Source organism: Candidatus Methylomirabilota bacterium, from assembly GCA_003104975.1.
Lineage (GTDB): Bacteria > Methylomirabilota > Methylomirabilia > Methylomirabilales > Methylomirabilaceae > Methylomirabilis.
The window spans coordinates 1-19102 of sequence record PQAM01000004.1 but is presented as its reverse complement, the minus strand read 5'-3'; the positions used below and the strand labels follow the sequence as shown (position 1 = coordinate 19102).

Sequence of the window (19102 nt, the reverse complement as noted above, 5' to 3'; positions counted from 1 at the left end):
GTCGAGGTAACGGACTCACGGGGGGTCGGCTTTTGATGTCGTCAGTCGGTAAGACCGGACAGCAGGGTATGCGCCCTCGAGATCGCTTCAGAGACCGGGGTCCGTATCTCCTCGCCGGTCTTTCGTATCTTCAGGTCGATCATGCCGTCCTTCACGGTACGGGTCCCAACGGTCATTCGAAGGGGTAAGCCGAGCAGATCCGCATCCTTGAATTTCACGCCTGCCCGCTCGTCACGGTCGTCGTACAGGGTTTCGACCCCTTCGTGCTGAAGCTGGGTGTACAGCGCCTCGGCGACCTCGGCGATCCGCGGTTCGCGCACATTAACCGGCAGCAGATGAAGCTGAAAGGGTGCGAGGGCCGGCGGCCAGACGATCCCCAGATCGTCATGGCGCTGCTCAATCGCCGCTGCCGCAATACGCGCGACCCCGATCCCGTAGCTGCCCATCACAATCGGACATTCCGCTCCCGCTTCATTCAAATAGACCGCCTTCATCGGGCCGGAGTATTTCGTCCCGAGCCTGAAGATATTCCCTACCTCAATGACCCGCTCCACGCTCAGGCTGCCCTCGCAATGCGGACACCCATCCCCGCTCGACACCTGATGCATATCGGCCCACTGCGGCTGGAAGTGGACGCCAGGCTCGACGCCGCGCAGGTGGAATCCATCCTTATTGGCTCCAGCCACATACCGTCCGGTGCGCAACGACTCGTCGGCGAAAATCTCGAGCTTCACCCCGACAGGTCCGATGCTGCCGGCCCCGGCTCCGAGATGGATCAGCATTTCATCGCGATGCGCCTGGCGCGTCTCTCCGACCATCTTTGCAAGCTTCTTCTCATGAAGCCGCTGATCGCCTCTCAGAAGGGCCAGAAGCGGACCCTCCGGCGTTATGAGCAGCAACGATTTGATAGTCAACGCCGGGTCGATCTTCAGGAAGCGGCAGACCTCTTCAATGGTCCCGACGCCCGGTGTGGCGATCTCCTCCAGATCCCAGTTCGGGAATGCCGGCTGTCGGGGTCTGGAGACCGCCATCTCGACATTGGCCGAGTAGCGGCAACGATCGCAGAGGGCGATCTCGTCCTCACCGGCCGCGCTCGGGGCCATGAACTCGTGCGCAACCGCACCGCCCATCATTCCCGGATCGCTTTCGACGACGTGAAAGGCCAGCCCGCACCGCCTGAAGATCCGACAGTACGCCTCCTTATGGAGCTCGTAGTTCCGCTCCAGCCCCGCCTCGTCCCGATCCAATGTATAGGAATCCTTCATGACGAATTCCCGCGTCCGCAGCACACCGCTCTTCGGTCTCGCTTCGTCTCGAAGCTTGGTCTGAATCTGATACCAGATCTGCGGGAGATCCCGATAGGAGCGAATCTCGCGAGCCGCCAGCCACGCGACAACCTCTTCATGCGTCATTCCCAGACACATCTGCCGTTTGCCGCGATCGTGCAGCCGAAACATCTCCTCTCCGATCGTCGTCCATCGCCCCGTCTGCTGCCACAGCTCCGCCGGGTGTAGAACCGGCATAGTGATCTCCTGGCCGCCGATTCGGTTCATCTCCTCACGGATGACGGCAGTGATCTTGTCCATGACGCGCTGGCCCAGCGGGAGGGTGACATAGATCCCTGCCGCAAGTTGCCGGACCAGCCCGGCGCGGATCATCAGCGCGTGGCTGAGCGCCTCCGCCTCTGCCGGCTCTTCCTTCAGTGTCGGGATTAGTGATCGTGTCCAACGCATCTCATTCTCAATGAAGCAGCATGGAGCCGTCAGCAATCAGCAATCATACATGACGACATAAGTCTCAGACAGTTCGTCATTCCGGACTTGACCCGGAATCCAGTGCCCTTCTGGATTCCCGCTTTCGCGGGAATGACGGCTATTGTTGCGGTTTGTGACGCTACAAATAGCCAAGCACGAAAAACACTAAGTGGTGGACAGCCCCTCTCGCTTCATCCTTCTTGGTGTGTCCTACAAGCTGATGGCTGATAGCTGAACGCTGTAAGCTCAGTTGTAGCCGTCACCCTCCGCCACCATCTTGTTGACCTCCTCAATCAGGGCATCCACAATCTCGGACTCCTTCACTTTCCGGGGGGCCTCTCCCTTTTTGAAAATCCAACCGATCCCCTTACCGCCGGCTACCCCGATATCGGCCCCTCTGGCCTCCCCCGGTCCGTTCACCTCGCACCCCATCACGGCGACATGGATCTCCTTGGTGATCCCAGCCAGTCGCCGCTCCACCTCCTGGGCAAGCGGAACCAGATCAATATCGGCCCTTGCGCAGGACGGGCAGGCGACCAGCGTGAGCCCACCCCTTCGAAGTCCGAGCGATTTCAGGATTTCAACACCCGCCTTGATCTCCTTGACGGGGTCGGCCGAGAGCGACACCCGGATCGTGTCACCGATCCCCTCGGCCAGCAGCGTTCCGATTCCGACCGCCGATCTGATCGTTCCTACCCCCGGTGTCCCGGCCTCGGTCACACCCAGGTGGAGGGGGTACTCGATCTCATCCGCCAGCAGGCGGTAGGCCTCGATCATCATCAGGGGATCGGAGGCCTTCAGTGAGACCTTGATCTCCGGATAGTTCAGGTCTTCGAGGATCCGGATATGGCGCAGGGCGCTCTCCACCATCCCTCGTGGGGTCGGCCCGCCGTCCCTCGCCAGCAGATTCTTCTCCAGCGATCCGGCGTTGACCCCGATCCGGATCGGAATTCTTCGTGCGGCCGCCGCCTTGACGACCTCCTCGACGCGCGAACGATCGCCGATGTTGCCGGGGTTGAGACGCAGACCGTCGACGCCTTGCTGCAGGGCGATCAGGGCGAGCCGGTAGTCGAAGTGGATGTCGGCGATGAGAGGAATCCGGATCTGTTTGCGGATCTCCCACAGTTTTTCCGCCGCCTCTTTCCCCGGGATACCGACCCGAACGATGTCACACCCGGCGACCTCCAAGGCCCAGATCTGATCGACCGTGGCTCGGACATCGCGCGTATCGGTCTTCGTCATCGACTGGACCGAGACCGGCGCGTTGCCGCCGATCTTGACGGCCCCGACTCGAATCTGTCGCGTCTTGCGTCGTTCGATCATCATTCAGCCACCTAAGCGTTCAGCCATCAGCGCCAAGAGCAGGTATTTAGACTGAAGGCTGCAGACTCCTGAAAACCTTCAGCCCATCTACCTTCAGCCGCTTTCACTCGGTGCTGGTTGCTGACAGCTAAATGCTGCTGTTTCACTGTCTTCCAAGCAGTCGGAAGATATCGTTGTAGAAGGCAAATATCATGAGGGCCACCAACAGGGCCAGCCCGACCTGTTGGGCCATCTCTCGTTTCTGCAGGCTAACCGGCTTCCCGCGAACGGCTTCAATGAGCGAGAAGAACAGATGCCCGCCATCCAGGATAGGGATCGGAAGCAGGTTCAGGATTCCCAGGTTGATAGACAAGAGGGCGGTGAAGAACATGAGGTTCAGAACACCTTGGCGCGCCTGCTGACCGGCCATCTGCGCCACCAGAAGCGGTCCGCCGATGGTCTTGGCCGGGACGACACCCTGGATCAACTTGACAAACGTGAGCAGGATCAGGCGGCTGAGATCGTAGGTTTTATAGATCGCCCGTCCCAATGCGGTCATCGGATTCGTCCGCTCGGTCAGGAACTCTTCAGCCGGTGCAATGCCAAGCAGTCCGACCTCCTGTTCCTCACCGAAGACATTCTTTTGGCGGGTGGCCTTCGGAGCCACCACCAGGTCAAACCGGCGTTCCCCCCGTTCGAGGGTCAGGCGCACAGGACGTCCGGGACTCTTATGGATCTGGGCCGCCAACTCCTCCCACTTCTCGATAGGTTGTCCGTCGATCGCCGTAATTCGATCGCCGCTCTGCACCCCCGCCTCGTGAGCCGGGAAGCCCTCCATGACCTCCCCGACCTTGGTGGCGAGGGTCGGGACGCCGAACATGAAGACCACCCAGAAGATTACGATAGCCAGGAGAAAATTGGAACCCGGGCCGGCCAGGATGATCAGCGAGCGCCACCCGACCGGCTTCGTAGAGAATGATCCTTCCGGGTCGGCGACCTCTTCCTTGGGATCCTCGCCGTGCATTTTGACATACCCGCCCAGCGGGATGGCGGAGAGGAGATATTCGGTTTCGCCGCGCCTGAACCCGATGATCTTTGGACCGAAGCCGAGGGAAAACTTCAGGACCTTGACCCCAGCCCGTTTGGCGACCAAGAAGTGGCCCAGCTCGTGAACGAAGATGAGTGCGCCCAGGACGAGGACAGCCCAGAGCACGTAATCGAGGCGCGAGAGGAGCGGTCGGGGATCGACCGCTTCCAGCAGGCTGAAGGCAATCGCGGGGGTAAATGTTGTTATGCTGCCGGCGTCCAACATCTTCTCCTTGTCTTACGTGGGCAGCGTCGCCAACACCCGCTTCCTGGCCTCACGATCGGCGTCCAGGGCATCTTCAAGCGAATCGATCTTGCGACCCTGGTGGCTGTCCATCGCTCGAGCAATGAGGGTGGCAATGTCCGGGAAGGCCACGCGGCCTGAGAGAAACAGGTCGACCGCCACCTCGTTGGCGGCATTGAGAACGGCGGGGTAGGTTCCACCGGCTCGGAGTGCCTGATAGGCGAGGCCGAGACAGGGGAACCTCTCATGATCGACCGGTTCAAAGGTGAGCGCCGACAGGCTGTTCAGGTCGAGAGGCGGTAGCGGTGTCTGAAGGCGCTCAGGGTACGAGAGGGCGTACAGGATCGGCAGTCCCATGTCGGTGACGCCCATCTGAGCCAGGATCGCGCCATCCAGGAATTCCACCATCGAATGGATGATGCTCTGCGGGTGGATGATGACGTCGATCTGTTCCGGCGCGAGAGAGAAGAACCAACTGGCCTCGATGACCTCGAGGCCCTTGTTCATCAGGGTGGCCGAGTCGATGGTAATCTTCTTGCCCATCACCCATGTCGGGTGCTGTAACGCCTCTTGCGGCGTGATGGTTGCAAAGCTTTCTTTTGGGCGGCGGCGGAACGGTCCTCCCGAGGAGGTCAAGAGTACCCGCTTCAAATACGCACGACTTTGCTGTCCGTCCAGGCACTGGAAGATGGCCGAGTGTTCGCTATCGACGGGCAGCAGTCGAATCCCCCGCGATCGAGCCTCGGCGATGACCAGTTCGCCGGCCATGACCATGACCTCTTTTGTCGCGAGGGCAATGTCTTTTCCCGCCTTGATGGCGGCGAGACTCGGGAGCAGGCCCGCTGCGCCGACGATCGCCGTCAGGACAATGTCGGCTTCGGACGCCGTCGCCGCACCGAGTACGCCGTCGTCCCCCCACCCGATCTCGACGGGGAGATCGTTGACCCGTTCCTTCAGCGCTGTTGCGGCCCTGGACGTTCCGACGGCGACGATGCGGGGGGAGAACCGCCTGATCTGTTGCTCGAGAAGATCGATATTATCCCTGGCCGCAAGGGCGACCACCTCGAAGGCGTCGCGGTGCAGGTCGATCATCGCCAGGGCCTTGACCCCAATGGTTCCGGTTGAGCCAAGAATGCTGACGCGCTTCACTATGTGTCTCCCCTCGCTGCTACACCGCAACGATCATCGACGACAAGGCCATTGTCCACCGGCGGTTATGAACGTAGTATAGTCGGGTCGAGGGTCTTGAGCAAGCGCTTTCAGCTCATCAGATAGGCCGCTTATTCGACGCTCAGGCGATATACAGCGAGACTGGGAAGATCAAAGGCCCACCCCGGTAGGCCTTCGATCCTCTCGTGCGTACGGAAGGTATGCGGGCAGGGGGTAGAACGTCTTATGCCCCTATCAATTATTTCTGTGGCTCGCTGAAGACCCACTTGGCGAACAGACCAATCACGACGACTGCGACCAGCCCGGCAACCGCCCCCATTGGTGTGGTAAGGATATCAAGTACGACCTGCGACATTCCTGCCATGTGACGTCATCTCCTTTATACGATTGCTATAACGGTTAACCGGCCACCCCGGTGAGAACGCGCCTCCGTAGCCGAACGGATCGCTACCGTATCACGCTGCATATACTCATACCCGAAACCGGTCGACGCTGTCAAGCGCAAAAGGCGGACAGACCGACTCAATGGGCGGCACAACTCAACGGGAAGGGGACGGCGGCATAGCAGGGTGCCCGGACGGACGGAACTGATACACGATCTCACCCGGCTTGACCAGTCCGAGATCCTCCCGCGCAATCGCCTCGACCTGGCCGGGATTATCGGCAAGGGTCTGAACCTCGAGGGTCAGATTCTCGTTAACCTGCTTCAGTCGTATGATCTCCTGTTGCAGTTCGGATCTGGTACTGTTCATCTGAACGATCTTGACGAGACTTTTCTGTCCGACGACGGAGGCGACCCCGATCACGATGGCCAACCCGGCAATGAACAGCAGCCACCGTTTGCGCGCGCTCCGTCTCGCCTCGATATCATCCGTAACACCCTGCGGCGTCCGCATCGTCGCCCTCCGTGGCTGTCAGATCCCCAGAAGTTCCCGCGCCGCCGCCGTCAACTCCGCGATCTGCGACTCAGAATGCGCATCCAGATAGAGGCGGACGACCGGTTCGGTCCCCGAAGGCCGCACGAGGAACCAACTGCCGTCCTCGAGCAGCAGCTTTGTCCCGTCCAGTCGGTTCACCTCCACGACGGCCAGTCCGGCAATCCGGGTCGGCAGGTCATTCAGGCGATCCGCCAGGCGCCCCTGCTGTTCCGCCGTAAGCTGGAGGTTCAGGCGACGAGCGTACACCGCGCTCCCCGCCTCGGCATAAAGCGTATCGAGCAGACCCTGCACACTGCAACCCTCGGCCACAGCGATCATCTCCGCCACCAGGAGGGCAGCCAGAATACCGTCCTTTTCAGGGACATGCCCGAAAATCGACAGACCGGCGCTCTCCTCGCCGCAGAGTGCCACCTTGTCCTGCGCGATAAGCTCGCCAAGATATTTGAAGCCGACCTTGGTCTCGTACACCGGGACCGCCTGTTGTTGCGCCACCCTATCGACCAGATGACTGGTAGCGATAGAACGGGCCACCCCCATGCGCCACCCTCGAGTCGTGATCAGGTGTTTCAGCAGCAGGGCCAGGATGTAGTTGGGCTCGATGAAGCGGCCGTCTCGGTCAATGATCCCATAGCGGTCGCCATCACCGTCGGTCGCCAAGCCGAGATGACAGCCGTGGGCCCTGACGACCCTCGTCAGCTCCGTGAGGTTGGTCTCTGAGGGATCCGGGGCCGCACCGCCGAAGGCGGGATTTCGCCAACCGTGCAGCGTCTGGACGTCGCACCCGGCCTCACGCAGGATCTCGTCGAGGTAGCCGCCGGCGGTCCCATAGAGCAGGTCGACGGCGATCTTCATGCGAGCCGCCCCGATAGCGCGCAGATCCACCAACTCCCGCAGTCGGTTCAGATAGCGCGGACGCGGGTCGATCCGCACGACCAGACCTTTGGCCTCCAACTCTCCAAGTGGGGGGTACGGCGGCTCGGGCTGCGCTCGCAGCGCCTGAATCCGCTTCTCGATTCGGTCGGTCACTGTCGGAAGGACCGGCCCGCCGGACGGACCGGAAAATTTCAGCCCGTTGTATTCCGGCGGGTTATGGCTGGCTGTGATGTTCAGGCCGCCCGCTGCGCCGCGGCGAATCACCTCGTATGCGATGACGGGTGTCGGCGTATCGCGATCGGTCAGCCAGACCCGTACGCCGCAGGCCGCCAGAACTGCCGCCGCCTCGGCCGCGAAGGCCTCCGACAGAAAGCGCGTATCGTACCCCACGACGACCTGAGGGTGATCGGCGCCCTCAACCAGCAGGTCTTCCGCGATGGCCCGCGCGACAAGGCGAACATTAGCAAAGGTGAAGTTGTCGGCGATGATATCTCGCCAGCCGGAGGTACCGAATCTGATGGGCTTCATGCCGTTATCTCCGCCGGGCTGCCCTTCATGCACTGATCGAAGAGGCCCCGGTAGCGGGCTGCGTTGGCCTCTGCCTGCGCCAAGGTATCGGCCTCGGCGAGGATATGGAACAGTGGCCGGTCGTGATCCGGATACAAAATCACCCAGTCGCGACCAAGGTGGACCTTGACCCCGTCCACCAACTCGACCTGTTGATCGGCGGTCGCGGCGATGAGCGCCCGCATCGTCCCGCCCTTTCGCTCCCAGGAGCAGGGTACCTGTTCGCGGCATTTGAAGCGTTGAGGGACGGATGGGGCAAACTGACACAGGCGGAGATTCTGGGTTGCGAGCATCTCCAGGAGCCTCAAGATTGCCAGCATCCCGTCAAAGGCCGGTTGAAACTCAGGGAAGATAAAACCACCAAGACCGTCCCCTACGAACACGACACCGTCTCGTGCCGCCGCCTCCGTCAGCGCTCGCGGGGTCGTTCGTGTTCGCAGGACGTCGAAACCGAAATCGTGAGCCAACTCCTCGATGACCGAGCCGGCGGTGATCGGAATGCCGATGACGCCACGAGGGTGGGTCCGCATGACCAGCAGGGCCATGACCGCCAGCGCCAGGTCGTCGCTCAACAGGTTGCCGGCGTCATCCACAATGAAAATCTTTTCCCCCCCGGCATCCAGCATGACGCCCAGATCGGCCCGAAGGCCTTTAACGATTTCCGAGAGCTGGTGCAGTGAGCGACGGAACTCCTCCGCGCTCTTGGTGATTCGACTTTCATCCATGCAGCCGTTCAGCGCAATGACCTCACACCCCAGCGTCCCGAGGATCTGCGGGAAGACGGCCGACGCCGAGCCATAGGCGTAATCGACAACGATTCTGAAGCCGCAGCGGCGCAGCGCATCTTGATCGATAAAGCCCAAGATCCCGTCTCGGTAAAAGTCGGTCCCGTACGGGGGAGGGGAGAGACGACCGATTTCTTCAACCTTGGCTCGGCGGAAATCCTCCCGAAAAAAGAGCCGTTCAATACTCTTCTCCCGGCTGGATGAGATGTCCATACCGTACTCATCAAAGAACATAATGTCGATCAGCTCCGGATCGAAGGGGGATTTTCGGACGTGCACGCCGCCTACCACGTCGCGCGCACTCATCTTGTACCGGACCACTGGGATCGGGGCAATGCGGAAATCGCGCGCGTTGACGCCCGCAGACAGAAGGCCGCTGATCACGGCCCGTTTGACCATGTGGGAGGCCTGGTGATTGTCGCGGCTGGTGCGGACGAACGATCCCATCCGCATTGTCGCCCCGAAACAGGCGCCGAGCTTGGCTCCAAACTCCGGCGAGATCTCGAGATTCGCCAATCCGGTCACGCCGTAGGCCCCGAACAGCGAGCGTGACCACTTCTGGCCCCAGATCAGGCTCGTAGCCAGGACGGCTCCATCGTCGACGACCTTATGGGGCCACACCTTGACGTCGGCTTTCACCACCGATCCCTCGCCGACCTTGCACTGTTCGCTGATCAACGCGCCCTCGAAGACACGGGCGTCGGCCTTGATCTCGCTGGCCCGGCCGATGACGTTCTCCTTCAACACCGCCCGGGCGCCGACAAAGACATTATTCCAGAGGACCGATCCGATGATGACCGCGCCCTCCTCGATGACGCAGTTGTCGCCGATCACGCTCCGGGTGATGTGAGTGTTGGGCCCCACCTGCGTATGTCGGCCGATCAGGACCCCATCTCTCAACGACGCGGTGAAATCGACGCGGCTCCCTTCGCCGAGCCAGATCGGTTTGTCGAGTCCCTCCACCAGCTTGCCGGGGGGTGTGACCTTCACCAGTCCGGCCAGGATGTCGCGATGCGCGAGACGGTACTCGATCAGATCGCCCACATCCTTCCAGTACCCGGGTGCTACATAGCCGTACAGCGGACGTCCTTCACGCATCAGCCTCGGCAACAGATCGCGGCTGAAGTCACACTCTTTCCCGGTCGGGATCAGTTCGAGCACCTCCGGCTCGAGGATGTAGATGCCGGTGTTGACGGTGTCGCTGATGACCTCACCCCAGGTCGGTTTCTCCAGAAAGTGCGTCACGCGGCCGTCGGGAGCCGTGATAACCACGCCGTATTGAAGCGGGTTTTCGACCCTGGTCAACACCATCGTCGCTACGGCCCCGCGATCCTTGTGAAACTTGACCGCCTGTGAGAGGTCGAAATCGGTCAGGACATCGCCGCTGATGACCAGGAACGCCTCGTCGAGAAACGCGGCGGCGTTCTTGACCGCCCCGGCTGTTCCATAGTCTTCGGTGGCAGTGGCATAGACCATCTTGACGCCGAATTCGCTGCCGTCGCCGAAGTAGCGTTCGATGCTGTCCGGCTGGAAGTAGAGAAGGGTAATGAGGTGATCAAACCCATGATCCTTGAGCAGTGTGACCGTATGTTCCATCAACGGCTTGACCGCCATCGGGATCATCGGCTTGGGAATGTTGGTCGTCAACGGCCGCAGCCGCGTACCGAATCCGCCGGCCATGATAACAGCTTTCATCACGCGTCCTTAATCATTCCGGGCTGTTGTTGACACGACGTTGTACGCTGTGACACCGGACGTTATTTCTTTTGAAAATTCCGCTTACTGAAGCAGTATAGGGAGCCCAGATGAATACTGTCAAGACCATTATCGTCGGAGGCCCGCAGCGATTAAAGGCGATGATCACGATTTACACCACCACATGCACCTCGGTATCCTGCAGGCCAAACGTGACTGCGGAAAAACGACTTTCGCATAGCTCCCACGAGCATATGAGCGAAAAACGGTCTCATATACCAATAATATCTTGATATGTCAAATATCAGCGATAGTCTACCACTATATCCCGATAATCATCCTTGCGAATGATCGTCTTGTCTCTTATATTTATTAGCACTCTCAACAGTAGAGTGCTAACAGTGTTGTCGTCGGCGAGTTGTTCGTTGTGTAGTGCGTGAGGGTGGTCTACATCGGAGTTATGGGCGGGCGTGAAACCCGTCCCTGCAGAGAAAGGAGTGGGCGATCGTGAAGGTAAAACCACTGCACGACCGAATTCTGGTGAAGCGTCTGGAGGAGAAAGAGACCAGGAAGGGCGGGATCATCATCCCTGATACCGCCAAAGAGAAGCCTCAAGAGGGTGAAGTGATCGCTGTCGGACCCGGTAAGGTCGGTGATGACGGCAAGCGACAGCCGATGGATGTGAAGGTCGGCGATAAGATCCTCTTCGGCAAGTACTCCGGTTCGGAGGTGAAACTGGACGACGAGGAGTTCTTGATCATGCGGGAGGAAGATGTCCTGTGCATCCTGCAATAGCCGGTGTACGGGTATCGACCGGACGATCGTTATTTCAAAACACTGACGCAGGTTGAGGAGGAGAGCTGATATGCCAGCCAAACAACTACTGTTTGATGAGGAGGCAAGGCGAAAGATTCAGAAGGGTGTGGATGTCCTTGCCGCCGCCGTGAAGGTGACGTTAGGCCCTAAAGGGCGGAACGTAGTCATCGATAAAAAGTTCGGCGCCCCGAATATTACGAAGGACGGGGTCACGGTCGCCAAGGAGATCGAGCTGGAGGACCACTTTGAGAATATGGGCGCCCAGATGGTCAAGGAGGTCGCGAGCAAGACCTCCGATGTTGCCGGAGATGGCACCACAACCGCGACCGTACTGGCCCAGTCGATCTTCCGAGAGGGAATCCGGAACGTGACCGCCGGCGCGAACCCGATGGCGCTGAAGCGAGGCATCGAGAAGGCGGTCGACAACGTCATCGACGAGCTCAAGAAGATCTCCAAGCCGACCAAGGGGAAGCGGGAGATCTCGCAGGTCGCGACAATTTCGGCCAATAACGACAGGACGATCGGCGACCTGATCGCCGATGCCATGGAGAAGGTCGGCAAAGACGGGGTCATCACCGTCGAGGAAGCCAAGAGCATGGAGACAACCCTCGAGGTTGTTGAGGGAATGCAGTTTGACCGAGGGTACACCTCGCCCTACTTTGTGACCGATCCCGAGCGGATGGAGGCGGTCCTGGAGAACCCGCTGATCCTGATCCACGAGAAAAAGATCAGCAACCTGAAGGATCTTCTGCCCGTGCTTGAGCAGATCGCCAAGATGGGCAAGCCGCTGTTGGTGATTGCGGAAGAGGTTGAGGGCGAGGCGCTGGCCACCCTGGTGGTCAACAAACTGCGCGGGACCCTGAACTGCGCAGCGGTCAAGGCGCCGGGCTTCGGCGATCGACGCAAGGAGATGCTGAAGGACATCGCGGTGCTGACCGGCGGCGAGGTGATCTCTGAGGAACTGGGGATCAAACTGGAGAGTATCCGGCTGGACGATTTGGGCCGAGCGAAGAAGGTGGTGATCGATAAGGAGAATACCACCATCATCGAAGGGGCCGGCGCCCAGAAGGAGATCGAGGGTCGCATCAAGCAGATCCGGACCCAGATCGAAGAGACGACCTCGGACTACGACAGGGAGAAGCTGCAAGAGCGGCTGGCCAAGCTGGCCGGCGGCGTGGCGGTGATCAAGGTCGGCGCGGCCACCGAGATTGCCATGAAGGAGAAGAAGGCCCGGGTTGAGGACGCGCTGAACGCGACCCGCGCGGCCGTTGAAGAGGGGATCATTCCGGGCGGCGGCGTCGCCTTCCTTCGGGCGTCAAAGAACATTGAAAAGCTGAAGTTCGAAGGGGACGAGAAGGTGGGCGGCGACATTGTTCGGCGGGCACTGGAGGAGCCGATCCGCCAGATCGCGGAGAATGCCGGCGTCGAGGGCTCGATTGTCGTCCAGAAGGTTCGGGACAATAACGGCTCGTACGGTTTTAACGCCGAGACGGACGTCTACGAAGACATGCTGGCGGCCGGGATCATCGACCCGACCAAGGTCGCTCGGATCGCGCTGCAGAACGCGTCGAGCATCGCGTCGTTGATGATCACCACCGAGGCGCTGATTACCGAGGCGCCGGAAAAGGAAAAGGCCCCGCCGATGCCGCCGGGCGGTCACGGCGGGATGGGTGATATGTACTAAAGATAGGTCGATAGACTGAAGGCTGAAAGGAAGAATAAAAACCCCAGGGGGAAACACCCCCTGGGGTTTTTATTTCCAAGAAAGGCAGGTCAATAGGCTGAAGACCGCAGCTATACCTAATGGCCTTCAGTCTTGAGCCTTGAAGTTCTTACTAACCCTTTGTCGTTTCCTGATGTGGCCCCGGCTCGATCTTCTCGTCGAAGAGTGTCACCTTCCAGGCGCCGTCGACCAGATCGACGAAGAGGGAGACGGTCTTATAAACGGGTTCACCCTCCTTCTTCTTGATCGTCATTTGAAACAGGGCGTATGAATGCTTGCCCTCGTGGCTCTTCTCCTTCAAATGATACGAGATCTCCTGCTCTCCTGCGGGCTCCGTCGCGGCGGCTGCGGTCGCCTGGATCTTCTCGACCATTTCGGCGTTGGCCAACTTCTTTGCCTCGTCAACGTTGCCCTGCTTATAATAGAGATCCATGAACTGCTCGGCTATGGCCATCGGATCCCCTTTGCCTTCACTTCCCCCCCCTCCTCCGCAGCCAGCAAGAAACACCAGAGTGAGGACCACCATTCCTGTTACAACATTTCTCAGCTTCACTGTCACCTCCGTAACGTGTTAAAAGGTTGGGACGAACGTCTACTTCGATCAACACTCCTCGGATGGTGGACCATCGAGGGGGATCCACGGGCAGGCTCGGCAATTACCCTTCCGTATGATCTTTAAGACCACGTCCAGCGCTCGAAAAAACCGTGTATTTCTATCATAACGGATTTGCCTTGTCAATCCCCATTATTTGCTTACAAGTCGAGTCATCAAATCTGGATAACACCCCCGGCTGTGAGAGAAAAGCGGTGGTCATCCGCCTGATCCACCAAATCAGGGAACAGATCATTTGGCAATGCCTGGCCTGGTTGAGGAAGATCACCACAGAAGGCAGGAGGACGGACAGGGACGATTCGACGGGTGACCTCGGTGGTCGGCACATCTCGTGGGAATGAGTAGGTTGGGGAAACGACCAGGTCAGTTGTCGGGGATGGCTAGGGGAGCTGCCGGATGACCTCATGAACCATATCAAATTCCAGCGATTTGTCGAAGAAGTAATCGGCTCCGGTCTCCAGGCATTGCTTCCGATATTGGGGATAGGGGTAGTTGGTAAGGACTAAAACGATGGGACCCGGTGCGTCTTTTTTGATCTGTTGCAGTACCTGGATCCCGTTGCCTTCCAGCAGATGTAGGTCCAGAATCACCACATCAGGCCTCATTCTCCGGATGGCCTCCACGGCTTCAGCAGCCCCCACCGCCTGCCCGATTATCTGGCCGGTGGGCAGACCCGAAAGCACCTCGATGAGCCGTTCCCGCACGACGGCTGAATCATCCACGATAAAGATGCGCATCATACGTCCTCGAGTCCGAGGCGGGCGCCCATCCGTACTGGGTTCCGATTCACCTCCACTCTACGCAATAAGATAGCATCAGCGCTCGACGATGACCGTCGGTAAGACGCCGATCTTTCTGTCAGAATGTAGCGCATGCCGTCGCCCGATTTCATCCTACATTCGGGGGGCACCGGGTGAGGACTGACCGGGGGATACGACGATCCGGAGAGGTCACTCCACCAGGCGATTCTGGATCGCGTAGCGGATCAGTTCGACATTGCTCTCCATCGACATCTTCTCCAGGATGCGGGCACGATAGGTGCTGACGGTCTTGACGCTGAGCGACAGCTCGGTGGCGATGTCGGTGATCGATTTTCCGGATGCGAGCAGACAGAGTACCCGGAACTCCTGGTGCGAGAGTGCCTCATGCGGTGGGCGTGCGACGCCGCCGGCCACCTCCAAGGCCAATCGCTCGGCGAGCTCCAGGCTCATGTATCGGCCGCCGCCGATCACCTTCTTGATGGCCTTGAGCAACTCCTCCGCCGCACTGTCTTTCGTCAAATAGCCTGCCGCGCCGGACTTGAGCGCCCGTACGGCGTACTGCTCTTCCGCATGCATACTCAACACCAGTACCGGCAGGTTGCGGTACTCATGCTTTAACTCGCTGAGCACATCCAGGCCGCTTTTGCCGGGCATTGAGATGTCCAGGACCACCAGATCGCATGGTTGCCGTCGAAGTAGTGCGAACAACTCCTGCCCGTTCTTGGCTTCGCCCACCACCTGCATCCCGGGTTCTTCGCTCACAACCTGGATCAGTCCGCGCCGTGCCACCGTATGATCATCGGCGATGAGAATGCGGATCATTCCTCTCTACTCCGTTCATGGGATCGGCGAACCCAACCCCGTTTTGCCTCGAGGCAGCCCACTTCCAGGAAAAAGTATAGGGGGTCTCGCCGATAAATCAAAACAAAATCGAGAGGAGCGGCGCGTCAACGCCCACATCATGTCGACGATCTCGTGACGGACTTGGGCTAAGTAAAACCCCCTCTCCCGACATGTCGGGAGAGGGGGTGTGGAACAGAGGAGGGGGTTTAGAAGAGCGGATTTTGCTGGTCGGCGGTCAAACCCTGTTTCCAGGTTGGCGGGAGATTCTGGACCCACCCGTTATAGACTACCGGGATCGGGAGGATGCCCTGGCCCCCCATGCCGGGGTTGCCGGTGACTCGGTCGTCCGTTGCGGTGCCGGTCGACGCGGTCAGCGGCACCCGTCCCGCAATCGTCGCATCCGACGGATTACCGTCGTTGTTCGGGTCCGGATCGACGACGATCAGGTCGTTCGAGAACTTACTCGAGACATAGGCGTAATAGCCGCCGCCCTGCTTGGCGCCATACTGGACACCGTGACACCCCGGATCGCACGGTAACATCGCGACGACGGTATCGGTCATCGTATCCACCACGGTAATGGTTGCTGTCAAGGTGTTGGCGGTCACCATTGACCGGCCGTTCGGGCTGACCGGGGTCTGGATCGGCAGGGCACCGACTGGACCGGTGATTGTCCCGGACAGCGGATCGTAATGGGTCAGGAGATTGATTGTACCCCGAACACTCCCGGTCGCCATATCGACGACGGTGATGGTACTGTCCAGCAGGTTGGCGATGTAGTATTTGCTTGCATCCGGCATCATCCCGGTCGCGAGCGGATGGGACCCCGTCGGCACAATGCCGGCCAGCGATCGGCTGGGAAAGTCGTAAATGGAGGAGTCGTCGGTAAAGACGTTGGGTGTAACCATCATCTTGCCGTCGTGACTCATCCAGTGGGCGTGGGGGTTGGCCCGACCGATATTGATTGACCGTTGCACCTCCGTGGCCGACGGCGCCAACTCAATCACCGAATTTGGTGTGTCGCCGCCGTTGATGGTAACATGAAGCTGATCGGTATCGGTCCGGGTCATGACATGGGCCGGCGCCTCGCCCACATCGATGTTGCGGACCAATTGCCCGGTTGCCCGGTTGAAGACGGTCAATTTTCTGTCGAACCATTGGGTCTGATAGATCAGTGTCTGGCTCCTGTCGGTCCACATGTTGTGGGGATTGTTCATGTCGATCTTGGGGAGCGCGACCTTCCTGGCCACCTGCCAGGTGGTCGCATCGACCTTTGTCGCCGTCCCGGGCTTCGTTTTCCCGGCTGTCAGCTCGAACTGGGTATCTACCCATACCTCGCCGACGCCGGGGATGGTCGGATTGGCGAGCACCTGGAGGGTCGTATCGTTACCGTACCGGGCGTCAAGCACCGCCGGCAGGTTCACCACCCCGACATCGATCCGGACGTCCACGTTCGGGTAGGTGACATGCCAAGGCCGCGACGATCTATAGTCCTGCCAGTTGGCGGGATTGGTGGCAATAAAAAACGTTCTGAGCAGCCGTGTCGCCAGGTCGCTGCTGGTCGGGACGGTGATGCCGTTGACCAGAGTGATGGCATCGCCGAGGTCCAGGCCCGCCGTATTGGGATCGTCAACAATCACGGCGGCGAACATATAGGGGTGAACCTTGCACACAAACACGTAGAGGCCCGGCGTTCGGAGGACCAGATCGGCGCCGTTCTTTGTCGGCGGGGTGTCAAACGGCATGCCTGTTGCGCCGGTGGGGAAGATCAGGCCGGTTACTGTGTGGGTGGTCTTGGACTTATCGTACGAGAACTTCACTCTGGCGCCGGGTTGGACGACCGCCAGGGATTGCGTGCCCCCGATCGGTCCGGCAGTATTCTTGAACCAGCGTCCGGGCTCATCGGTAATCGCAAATTCCGCATCGGCATGCGCTTCCGCAATCATCGGTCCGGTCATGGTGGCCGCGATCAACAGAAGTGCGCCTGCGACTATAGAGACCACGCCATGTCCCAGCCTTCGAGCGTTCGGCCGGCTCAGTAACCCAGGATGACGTGCCTCATGTCGGTGTACGCCTGCAGGTGGTGCCTCTTGTAGTATCATGTTCATCGATTTGTATTCCTTCCTTTCCTTATTGTTTACGTGGAGTCCTCTTTCAAAAGACTCATAATGTCTTAGGCCCTGCTGTTCATAGCCTCCTGTAAATCCTGCGATTCAATCAACTGGAAATGCAGATGCCTCATGAATGCATCATGACCCATGATATGCCAAGATCATGCCAGGAGCCGTATATACGTATAACTAGCTGAAAACACGGTAGTAGTTGATGCTATCGCAATGATGGTAGGCTCACAGCAGGTGTGTAAAGGTTGGCGGATAACGGCTGGTATCCGGTGTAAAAAAGGGGGCTCTATTCGGTGGTGCGTCGATCCGGTAGGGGCTGAAACCGATTTGCCTTGTCAATTCCCGTGATGCGAGGCATAATAATGACACATATGTACACGCCTGCACGAGACAATCGACTGATTGGCGGGCGTCCTGCGGGACTGCGTGCCGAGTTGGTCCTACCGGGTAGCTGCCCATGACAAGCTTCGACGCCTTTGCACTTCCCGAGGCGATTCGCAAGGGGATAGAGGCGGCCGGCTTCAGCCAATGTACGCCGATTCAGGCTGAGACGCTGCCGCTTGCCATGACCGGGCGGGATATTGCCGGGCAGGCCCAGACCGGCAGCGGCAAGACCGCCGCCTTCCTCATCCCACTGTTCATTCGACTGCTCAGTTCAAAACGCCCCACACTCCCCGGTGCGCCTCGAGCCCTGATTCTGGCCCCGACGCGCGAACTGGCCGTCCAGATCCTGTGGGATGTGGAACTGCTGGGCGGGTTCACCGGCCTCGCGAGACTCGCCGTCTATGGAGGGGTGGACTATCAGAAGCAACGGAGTGCCCTCCAACAGCCTATTGACATTCTGATTGGGACACCGGGACGACTGATCGATTATTTCAAGCAGGGGGTCTACGAGCTGTCTCAGGTCGAGGTCCTGGTGGTCGATGAGGCCGACCGAATGTTCGATATGGGATTCATCAAAGACCTTCGCTTCCTGTTGCGGCGGTTGCCCCCGTACCACAAGCGTCAGTCATTCCTCTTCTCGGCGACCCTTTCATTTCGGGAGATGGAGTTATCATATGAGTTTATGAATAACCCGATCAGGATTGCCATCTCCCCAGAGCAGGTGACGGTGGACAAGGTGGAGCACCTGCTTTTCCATGTCGAGAAGCAGGAGAAATTCCGGTTGCTCCGCTGGCTGCTCCAGCATGAGCCATGGCAACGGATCCTCATCTTTTGCAATACCAGGCAGGGGGCTGAGCGGCTGACCCAGAAGTTGGTTCGATGCGACTACCGGGCGGGTCTGATCAGCGGCAGTATTGATCAACGCAAGCGCCTTCAGATCATTGCCAAGTTCAAGGCGGGTACGCTGCCGATCCTGGTGGCGACTGATGTTGCCTCGCGCGGGCTGCATGTCGAAGCGGTCAGTCACGTGATCAACTATGATCTTCCCCAGGATCCGGAAGACTATGTGCATCGAATCGGACGAACGGCGCGTGCCGGGGCGGCCGGCAAGGCGATCAGCCTGGCCGACGAGGAGTATGTGCTGTCGCTCGATGCGATCGAGCGGTATATTGGGTTCAAGCTCCCGGTGCAGTGGCCGGATGAATCGGTCTTTGCTCCACACGCAACCTCAGGAGCCACGGTGGGCAATAATAACCCCCGCCAGGGTCGAAAATCGATGGACGAGGAGGGGAGTGTGCGCCCCTCCTCTAGTCCAAGGCTTGCCAAAAGTCGTCAGGATTAGAGGATGAGCAAAGATAAGCGCCCGGATGTCTCAGACGCTCGGTCGGACAGCGGAGCCACCCCCCAGGAGCCCATGAGCATGAC

Annotated in this window: 15 protein-coding genes; 4 read left to right on the top strand and 11 right to left on the bottom strand. The window is 59.5% G+C overall.

The features are described 5' to 3' along the window. Window positions 1-41: 41 nt before the first annotated feature. From C3F12_01305 to C3F12_01275, 7 genes are all read right to left on the bottom strand, one after another. A complete protein-coding gene (locus C3F12_01305; GenBank protein PWB48430.1) occupies window positions 42-1733 on the bottom strand; it encodes a proline--tRNA ligase in 1692 nt (563 codons plus the stop codon). A gap of 267 nt (window positions 1734-2000) precedes the next feature. Further along, window positions 2001-3077, bottom strand: a complete 1077-nt coding sequence (locus C3F12_01300; protein ID PWB48621.1) for a 4-hydroxy-3-methylbut-2-en-1-yl diphosphate synthase — start codon at window positions 3075-3077, stop codon at window positions 2001-2003. A 142-nt stretch (window positions 3078-3219) separates the two neighbouring features. Further along, a complete protein-coding gene (gene rseP / locus C3F12_01295) occupies window positions 3220-4368 on the bottom strand; it encodes an RIP metalloprotease RseP (protein PWB48429.1) in 1149 nt (382 codons plus the stop codon). A 12-nt stretch (window positions 4369-4380) separates the two neighbouring features. Further along, on the bottom strand, window positions 4381-5535 hold the full coding sequence (locus C3F12_01290; protein PWB48428.1) for a 1-deoxy-D-xylulose-5-phosphate reductoisomerase: 1155 nt from the start codon (window positions 5533-5535) through the stop codon (window positions 4381-4383). Between the two features lie 560 nt (window positions 5536-6095). After that, window positions 6096-6452 (bottom strand): cell division protein FtsB, encoded by a 357-nt coding sequence (locus C3F12_01285; protein ID PWB48427.1) that lies wholly within the window; start codon window positions 6450-6452, stop codon window positions 6096-6098. 18 nt (window positions 6453-6470) lie between these two features. Beyond that, entirely contained in the window at window positions 6471-7895 is a 1425-nt protein-coding gene (locus tag C3F12_01280) for a phosphoglucomutase (GenBank protein ID PWB48426.1), read from the bottom strand. Continuing rightward, complete coding sequence (locus C3F12_01275; GenBank protein ID PWB48425.1) at window positions 7892-10414, bottom strand: nucleotidyltransferase; 2523 nt, start codon at window positions 10412-10414, stop codon at window positions 7892-7894. The genes C3F12_01280 and C3F12_01275 overlap by 4 nt, the downstream gene beginning before the upstream one ends. A 507-nt stretch (window positions 10415-10921) precedes the next feature. Between C3F12_01275 and C3F12_01270 the strand changes: the two genes are divergently transcribed. Both C3F12_01270 and groL read left to right on the top strand, forming a co-directional pair. Further along, window positions 10922-11209 (top strand): co-chaperone GroES, encoded by a 288-nt coding sequence (locus C3F12_01270; GenBank protein PWB48424.1) that lies wholly within the window; start codon window positions 10922-10924, stop codon window positions 11207-11209. 70 nt (window positions 11210-11279) lie between these two features. Continuing rightward, window positions 11280-12914 (top strand): chaperonin GroEL, encoded by a 1635-nt coding sequence (gene groL / locus C3F12_01265; GenBank protein ID PWB48423.1) that lies wholly within the window; start codon window positions 11280-11282, stop codon window positions 12912-12914. 151 nt (window positions 12915-13065) lie between these two features. Here the strand turns inward: groL and C3F12_01260 are convergent, their stop codons facing one another. Next, a complete protein-coding gene (locus C3F12_01260) occupies window positions 13066-13506 on the bottom strand; it encodes a hypothetical protein (protein ID PWB48422.1) in 441 nt (146 codons plus the stop codon). A gap of 152 nt (window positions 13507-13658) precedes the next feature. Between C3F12_01260 and C3F12_01255 the strand changes: the two genes are divergently transcribed. After that, window positions 13659-13907 carry a hypothetical protein gene (locus C3F12_01255; protein ID PWB48421.1) on the top strand — a complete coding sequence of 83 codons (249 nt, stop codon included), beginning with the start codon at window positions 13659-13661 and terminating at the stop codon, window positions 13905-13907. A 39-nt stretch (window positions 13908-13946) separates the two neighbouring features. Here C3F12_01255 and C3F12_01250 read toward each other — a convergent pair whose 3' ends face one another. From C3F12_01250 to C3F12_01240, 3 genes are all read right to left on the bottom strand, one after another. Next, window positions 13947-14306 carry a response regulator gene (locus C3F12_01250; GenBank protein PWB48420.1) on the bottom strand — a complete coding sequence of 120 codons (360 nt, stop codon included), beginning with the start codon at window positions 14304-14306 and terminating at the stop codon, window positions 13947-13949. Window positions 14307-14516: 210 nt separating this feature from the next. Further along, on the bottom strand, window positions 14517-15149 hold the full coding sequence (locus C3F12_01245; protein PWB48419.1) for a DNA-binding response regulator: 633 nt from the start codon (window positions 15147-15149) through the stop codon (window positions 14517-14519). Between the two features lie 227 nt (window positions 15150-15376). Beyond that, window positions 15377-17128, bottom strand: coding sequence for a copper oxidase (locus C3F12_01240; GenBank protein PWB48620.1), 1752 nt, complete (start codon window positions 17126-17128; stop codon window positions 15377-15379). A 622-nt stretch (window positions 17129-17750) separates the two neighbouring features. Here C3F12_01240 and C3F12_01235 point away from each other — a divergent pair. Next, on the top strand, window positions 17751-19019 hold the full coding sequence (locus C3F12_01235) for an RNA helicase (GenBank protein PWB48418.1): 1269 nt from the start codon (window positions 17751-17753) through the stop codon (window positions 19017-19019). Window positions 19020-19102 lie beyond the last annotated feature (83 nt).